This is a genomic window from Bradyrhizobium barranii subsp. barranii, assembly GCF_017565645.3.
Lineage (GTDB): Bacteria > Pseudomonadota > Alphaproteobacteria > Rhizobiales > Xanthobacteraceae > Bradyrhizobium > Bradyrhizobium barranii.
Genome location: NZ_CP086136.1, coordinates 10,686,202 through 10,692,809, shown reverse-complemented (window position 1 = coordinate 10,692,809; position 6,608 = coordinate 10,686,202). Strand labels below are relative to the sequence as shown.

Below are 6,608 nucleotides of genomic sequence, written 5' to 3'. Positions count from 1 at the left end.
CGTCAAAAAACTTCTATTGAGAGATAAAGTTGCGTTGTGAGTGCCATGAAGGGGTCCCGCCAGGATCCTTCGAAGGGCACGACCTCGAGCGATTCCATCGTCGGACACAGCTCCGCCGTTCGGCGCGAACGCCGCGGGTCGGACTGGCGATGTCAGAGATGGAGGGGTCGCGAGGTCAGCGCGTACTCGGCGCTCCGTCACACGCGGGAGGCTGGAGGTTGGGCTGATCTAAACCGGCATCGTTGGAGTAGGTGGCTTGTTTCAATACCGCGTTGAGTCCGTAAGACATGATACCCTCCCCGTCCTGCCGTGATTGCTCACGGCAAGGTCCTGCGTGTCCTGAAGACAACTGCGACTGAAGTCGCCGATGTCCCGCCCGTCTGCACTGTTCGTCCGCTCGGCTACGCCATCACGTGTGTCGCGGTAGTTTCATGACATCTCTCGTTTGCGTCTGGCGCGAGCGGGATCGAAGATCCCACTTGGAGACATTCAGACAAAGAGCTACCGTTCCCATATTGCTATGGGTTTTGAACCGACAATCGCTTGTTGAAGCGTCGCCTACGTGCACACCGCCGCCGATTTGCACGCTCGCCCCGTTTCTAAAACCGCGCTGGTCTTGAGATCGTGGGCGCTGCGGACGACTTAAGGAATACACTATGCGGAAAGACTCGCAACGAAATTGATTCACACTTGAGGCGACTAAAAACTTGACCAGCGTTAACGGCGCGCGGGAGTTGTGCACAGGCTTGCGAGCAAGAGTTTGAATCCGTGCACAGATTCGAAGGCGCCGCGCGTCATGTGACAAATCTCCGCCACCGCCAAAAATTTTTTACAAAAGCGTCACGCGCACGCCTTGCGGGCAATTTTTCCAAATGCTTGTCGACGCTATGTCGATAAGTGATTATTGAGACACCGCTTTTTGAGTCTCGTTTCGCAGGGTAACTCCATCGCGAACCGGTTCCGGGAAAACTACGGTGTGCAGAACTCTCGCGCGCGCGGATTCAACTTAAGCCCGCCCCGCAGGGGTTTTTCGCAGCGCAGTGAAAGTTTCCGCTGTTGCAAAAACATCCGCCAGTGAAATTACGGGCGCAGCGCAGCGAAGACGACACGAGTCTTCCAACGGAAGAGTGGTCGCCCAACGACCGCAAGCGTGAATTGTGACAGGCAACAAAAAGCCCGGCGCGAGCCGGGCTGATTGACGAGCGCGATGTCGATCCGATCAGTCGATCGGATGACTCGACGAGCTTACTTCGCGAGCTTGGCGATCTGCGCGGTGAGCCGGGAGACTTTGCGGCTCGCGTTGTTCTTGTGAACGATGTTGCGCTGCGCGGCCTGCATCAGCGCGGGCTCGGCGCTCGCCATCGCCTTCAGCGCGGCGGCGCGATCGCCGGTGGCGATGGCTTCTTCGACGGTACGCACGGCACCGCGCATCTGGGTGCGGCGCGACTTGTTGACGGCAGTGCGGCGGGCGATCTTGCGCGTCGCTTTCTTGGCGGAAGTGGTATTGGCCATGGTCTCAATATCCTTTGCGGTACCGGTCGCGTCTTGTTCGGGTAGCGCCGGCTGCTTGACCGCTTAATCGACGCTCGGATTTAGGGTGTTCGGTTGCTGGGCTGTTCCCGGAACATGAGCGACGGCCTTGCGGTCGTCTCTGAGGCTCCAAGCCCTTAAAGCTCAGGGAGCCTGCAACTGCTCAAAGAACAGCGGCGGCAGGATTGCGCCCACCGCCAGTTGGCGCCCTTATAGAGGGGGTCTGCGGCACCGTCAACGCTTTCCGGGGCTGGAAAACAGGCCTCGGGCGCTCCAGCGCGCGCCGTAACGCCCTGAAGAGGTTGAATTTCTGCCGTCGCCCGGCTATTGGCTGGCGGCATTGCAGAGGTCGTCCGATCGGACGACCATATAGGTGAGGCATGATCCGCGGCATTTTCCGACTGATTGGGCTGTTGCTGCTGGCCGGCGGGTTCATCTTCATGGTCTATGACGGCGCCCGCTGGGTGGCCGACCAGACCCTGCGGTTCACCCGGTTCGGCCAGTTCTGGAACGACATCAACCAGGCCAGCCAGACGGCATTCCGCACCTGGGTCGAGGCCAAGGCGCCCTGGCTCTGGACCTCGGTGATCCGCCTGGTGCTGGATCAGCCGGTTTTCGCCGTGCTCGGCATTTTGGGCATCCTGCTGATGATCCTGTTCCGCCCGCGGAAGCCGCTGATCGGTTATTCCCGGGATTGATCTTTCAATTCCCGCCGAGACTGACCCTCGCGTTGACGGCAGCCGTAACAGGGCTGCCCCCTCCTGCGTAGATACCTATATTCCCACCTTGATCGCGAGCGCGCCGCCTGAGCCCTTGGCTTGTTGCATTGGCTCAAGCGACGGACAGCTCGTCTCGGAGAGCCAATCATGCTGTTCATGCGCAAGACCACCGCATTGCCGAGCGCCGCGGAAGCGCTGCCGGGCCGTGCGCAAGCCATTCCCACCGCGACCACCCATTTCGTCAACGGCGCGAAGTTACAGCCGCCTTATCCCGCGGGCCTCGAGCAGGCCGTGTTCGGGCTCGGCTGCTTCTGGGGTGCCGAGCGCAAATTCTGGCAGCTCGGCGACGGTGTCTACGCGACCGCTGTCGGCTATGCCGGCGGCCACACGCCGAACCCGACCTATGAAGAGACCTGTTCGGGGCGCACCGGCCACACCGAAGTGGTGCTGGTCGTGTTCGATCCGAAGAAGATCTCTTACGAGAAACTCCTGAAGACGTTCTGGGAGAGCCACAACCCGACGCAGGGCATGCGTCAGGGCAACGATGTCGGCACGCAGTACCGAAGCGCGATCTACACTTATTCAGATGCGCAGAAGAAAGCGGCCGATGAATCGAAGGCGCTCTATCAGAAGGCGCTTGCTGCAAAAGGTCTCGGCGCCATCACCACCGAGATCGCGCCCGCCGGCGCGTTCTATTTCGCCGAGGACTACCATCAGCAATATCTGGCGAAGAACCCCGCCGGCTATTGCGGCCTCGGTGGCACCGGCGTGTCCTGCCCGATCGGCGTGGGCGTGAGCGCGTAAGTTCGCCACGAACAAGTCGTCATGGCCGGGCTTGTCCCGGCCATCCACGATCTTCGTGCGGCACCAAGAACGTGGATGCCCGGGACAAGCCCGGGCATGACGGAGTGTGCGGTGTCATCGCATCCGCATTGCCGCGCTGCCCCCCTCAACGCTTTGTTAACCATAACCAGTGCAAGACTGGGGCCGTCTCGTTTCGAGGGATAGGTCCTGTGCCGGTTGCACGCGCGTTTCGATGGTCGATCTTGACAGCCTCCTTGGCAGCGTCCGCCGCGCTTGCCCTCGGCGGCTGCATGCAGACCGCCGGTCCCGTCGCGGTCATGCAGCCCCGTGCCGATCTCGATTCCATGGCCTATGGCCAGCCCTATGGCGCACCGCAGCCGGTCGTCGTCGCCGACGGTGGCGGTGCCATCGGCGCGTTGCGCAATTCCTTTGCCTCGTCGCCTGCACCCATGCCGGTCGGCTACGCCGCGCCGATGGCGGCGCCGGTGCGCTACGACTCCTCCTATCATCTCGACGCCGGCGACAGGCTGCGCGTCGTGGTCTACGGCCAGGAAGGCCTCACCAACAGCTACGCCATCGATGCTGGCGGTTCGATCACCATGCCGTTGATCGGCGGGGTGCCGGCCCGCGGCCGCACCCCGGCGGGTCTCGCCGGTGAAATCGCCGCGCGCCTGCGCAACGGTTACATCCGCGAGCCCTCGGTCGCGGTCGAGATCGAAGCCTACCGCCCGTTCTTCATCCTCGGCGAAGTCACCGCACCCGGCCAATATCCTTATGTGCCGAACATGACGGTCGAAAGCGCGGTCGCGATCGCCGGCGGATTCTCACCCCGCGCCAAGCGCGACGTGGTCACCGTCACGCACACCGAAGCCGGCGGCGCGATGCGCGCCATCGTCCCGCTCGGCACTCCCTTGAGCCCCGGCGACACCGTGTTCGTCGGCGAGCGCTGGTTCTAGCTCACCGCCTGAAATCCAGCCGTCCGTTCGGAAAGCATCCGTCGATGCGCGTGCCATCGACCACGAGCCCGACCCATGGCCGCGTGATCGCAGGCGTGGTCAGGTTGATGTACTTTCCGACCAGGCGCGCGCCCTCGCGCGCAGCATCGATCAGGCCGTGCCGGCGGCCATGGTCCCAGTCGAAGCGCAGATAGATCCGGCTCCCCGCGATGCGGATATCCGCGCGCCCCTCTTTCCATCTGTCCGGCGTATCGCCCGCAATGGTCGGATCGGCGCCGCCATTCCATCTGCTAGCCCAGATGCCTTCGAGCGGATCGGAGAGGGCGGCAATGGATGTCCATGCCGCCGCGTTGATGTCGGCCGCATCGCCGGCCAGCGTGGCGGTCGCCGCGTAGTCCATGACTTCAGAATCGTCCGGGCCCGGGACGTCCATGGTTCCGAACGGGTTGCGAATGACGAGGTGCGTGATGGCTTGCTGCATGGCGATCTCCCGGCGCGAGTTGGCTTGATCGGCCAGCTCTATCGCCGGGTGCCGTGATGCAGCCACCCGATTCCTGCTTTGAGTGGCGCGCGCTACTTCGTCAGATGCTTCGCGAAAAATTCCATCGAGCGCGGCCAGGCGATATCCGAGCTCGCCTTGTCGTAGCTCGGCCGCTCGTCGCAATGGAAGCCGTGCTGGGCGCCCGGGTAGATGAAGACTTCCACATCCGGCCGCTTCGCCTTGACGGTCTCGACGTCGGTCAGGGGAATGCCGGCATCCTTCTCGCCGAAATGCAGTTGCGTCGGCACCTTCGGTTTCTCGTCGGCGAAGCGCACCACGGCGCCGCCGTAATAGCCGATCGCGGCCTTCAGGCCCGACAGCCGCGTCGCCGCGACAAAGGCGACGCTGCCGCCCAGGCAAAAGCCGATGATGCCGACCGGCCCGACGCTCTTCACCGCGTCGATCGCGGCCTGGGTGTCGCGCAGCATCGCGTCCCAGTCGGGACTGGCGACGAACTTGCGCGCCTCGGCGATCTCGTCGGGCGTGTAGCCCGACTGGAAGTTCGGCGAGGTCCGGTCGAAGGTCGACGGCGCGATCGCGACATAGCCTTCCCTGGCGAGGCGATCGCAGACCGAGCGGATGTGGTGATTGACCCCAAAGATCTCCTGGATCACCACCACCGCGCCCTTCGGGGCGCCTGAGGGATCGGCGCGATAGGCGCCGAGCTGGAAATTGTCGGAAGCCGTCAGCTTGATGTCTTGTCCCACGCGGGTTGTCCTTCTTTGTTGTCGATCCGAAATTTCAGCTCTCTGCCCTCATCCTGAGGAGCGCTCCAACGGAGCGCGTCTCGAAGGATAGAGGCCCGTGAACACATCAGCGTGGCCTTCATCCTTCGAGACGCTTGCTCCGCAAGCTCCTCAGGATGAGGGGAGGCGGCTGTGCGTCGCTCTCACTCCCACATCCAGTTCTCGCCGTAGTCTTCCTTCCATCCCGCCAGCCGTCCGTGACGGAACTGCAGGAACAGGCGATGGCGGTAGGGGATCAGTCCGCTGCCGCCGAGGTTGCGAAGCGCGAGATAGATCTCGTTGCCGGGCCGCCCGCGCACATATTGCAGAGGCTGACCCAGTGCCCGCGCGGTCTGCTCGGCATCCATGCCGAAGGCGAGCGGCGTGTTGTTCGACAAGGTCGCAACGAAGGGCCGGCGCGGCTGCGTGCCGCCGAACGGTTCTGCCTGCGCAGACATCGATAGCAGCACCGCGCTCGCAGCCAGTATCGCTTGCTTCATTGCCAGTGTCCTTCCGACCGTCCTATCCCGGCAAGTTCTTCAGGAAAGGCGTCACCGCGTCAATAAAAGCCTTGGGCTGATCGATGTTGACGGCGTGACCGGCGGCGGGGATCACGACCTTTTGTGCGCCGGGGATCTTTGCGGCCATGTAGTCGGACGCGGCGAGGAACGGCGCGTCGTCGGCGCCGACCACGATGAGGCAGGGCACCTTGATGTCGGGGAGCAGCTCGATCACGCGGGCGTCGCGCTGGGTCAGCATGCCGCGTGCGGCGAGCGCCAATCCCCTGGCATTGCGATGGCTCGCGGTGGCGCGCTCGCGTGTCGCCGACTTCAGCATGTCGAGACCTTCATGGTCGAGCTTGTCGGCGGTCGCAAGCGCCCGTGCGTTCCAGGCCTCGCGCGCGTCGTCCTTCTTGAAGCCGGGGCCGGTGTCGATGATCAGCAGGGCACGAGCGCGTTGCGGATAAGCGCGATAGAACGCGAGCGACATGTAGCCGCCGAGCGAGAGCCCGCCGATGATGGCGCGCTCGGCGCCGACCGCTCGAGGATCGCGGCCATGTCGCCGACGGTGAGCGCTTCGCTATAGGCATGGGGATCGTCGGGATAGTCGGACTGGCCGTGGCCGCGCATGTCCCACAGGATGAGCTTGTGGTCCCTCGCGAGCGCGTCGACTTGGCCATGCCACATCGCCGAGGTCGAGGAATAGCCGTGGGTGAGCAACAGCGGCGGACCGTCGCCGTGAACTTCGTAGTAGATCCCGACGCCGTCCCGATCGATTTTTGGCATGTCTCCCGCCTCTTTATGCTGGTTGTTGTTTTCGCGTCGATCCTAGC

7 protein-coding genes and 1 pseudogene are annotated in these 6,608 nt (G+C 63.4%); 3 read left to right on the top strand and 5 right to left on the bottom strand.

Features of this window, described 5'->3' with window-relative positions:
• Window positions 1-1,245 precede the first annotated feature (1,245 nt).
• Entirely contained in the window at window positions 1,246-1,512 is a 267-nt protein-coding gene (gene rpsT, locus J4G43_RS51745) for a 30S ribosomal protein S20 (RefSeq protein ID WP_028151115.1), read from the bottom strand.
• A gap of 398 nt (window positions 1,513-1,910) precedes the next feature.
• Here rpsT and J4G43_RS51740 point away from each other — a divergent pair, with 398 nt between their 5' ends.
• The 3 genes from J4G43_RS51740 to J4G43_RS51730 all read left to right on the top strand — a co-directional run bounded on the left by J4G43_RS51740 (window position 1,911) and on the right by J4G43_RS51730 (window position 4,009).
• A complete protein-coding gene (locus J4G43_RS51740; RefSeq protein ID WP_208083689.1) occupies window positions 1,911-2,228 on the top strand; it encodes a hypothetical protein in 318 nt (105 codons plus the stop codon).
• A gap of 168 nt (window positions 2,229-2,396) precedes the next feature.
• Window positions 2,397-3,053, top strand: a complete 657-nt coding sequence (msrA, locus tag J4G43_RS51735) for a peptide-methionine (S)-S-oxide reductase MsrA (protein WP_208083688.1) — start codon at window positions 2,397-2,399, stop codon at window positions 3,051-3,053.
• Between the two features lie 209 nt (window positions 3,054-3,262).
• Window positions 3,263-4,009, top strand: coding sequence for a polysaccharide biosynthesis/export family protein (locus J4G43_RS51730; protein WP_028151117.1), 747 nt, complete (start codon window positions 3,263-3,265; stop codon window positions 4,007-4,009).
• 1 nt (window position 4,010) lies between these two features.
• Here J4G43_RS51730 and J4G43_RS51725 read toward each other — a convergent pair whose 3' ends face one another.
• From J4G43_RS51725 to J4G43_RS51710, 4 genes and pseudogenes are all read right to left on the bottom strand, one after another.
• Window positions 4,011-4,490 (bottom strand): hypothetical protein, encoded by a 480-nt coding sequence (locus J4G43_RS51725; RefSeq protein WP_166066149.1) that lies wholly within the window; start codon window positions 4,488-4,490, stop codon window positions 4,011-4,013.
• 92 nt (window positions 4,491-4,582) lie between these two features.
• Window positions 4,583-5,257, bottom strand: coding sequence for a dienelactone hydrolase family protein (locus J4G43_RS51720; protein ID WP_208083687.1), 675 nt, complete (start codon window positions 5,255-5,257; stop codon window positions 4,583-4,585).
• A gap of 182 nt (window positions 5,258-5,439) precedes the next feature.
• Window positions 5,440-5,775, bottom strand: a complete 336-nt coding sequence (locus tag J4G43_RS51715; protein ID WP_085405078.1) for a hypothetical protein — start codon at window positions 5,773-5,775, stop codon at window positions 5,440-5,442.
• A gap of 22 nt (window positions 5,776-5,797) precedes the next feature.
• Window positions 5,798-6,561, bottom strand: a pseudogene (locus J4G43_RS51710) (alpha/beta fold hydrolase).
• Between the last annotated feature and the right edge of the window lie 47 nt (window positions 6,562-6,608).

Excerpts from the sequence above, each read along its gene's own strand:
- rpsT (WP_028151115.1), bottom strand. The coding sequence starts at position 1,512 with ATGGCCAATACCACTTCCGCCAAGAAAGCGACGCGCAAGATCGCCCGC.
- J4G43_RS51740 (WP_208083689.1), top strand. The coding sequence starts at position 1,911 with ATGATCCGCGGCATTTTCCGACTGATTGGGCTGTTGCTGCTGGCCGGC.
- msrA (WP_208083688.1), top strand. The coding sequence starts at position 2,397 with ATGCTGTTCATGCGCAAGACCACCGCATTGCCGAGCGCCGCGGAAGCG.
- J4G43_RS51725 (WP_166066149.1), bottom strand. The coding sequence starts at position 4,490 with ATGCAGCAAGCCATCACGCACCTCGTCATTCGCAACCCGTTCGGAACC.
- J4G43_RS51715 (WP_085405078.1), bottom strand. The coding sequence starts at position 5,775 with ATGAAGCAAGCGATACTGGCTGCGAGCGCGGTGCTGCTATCGATGTCT.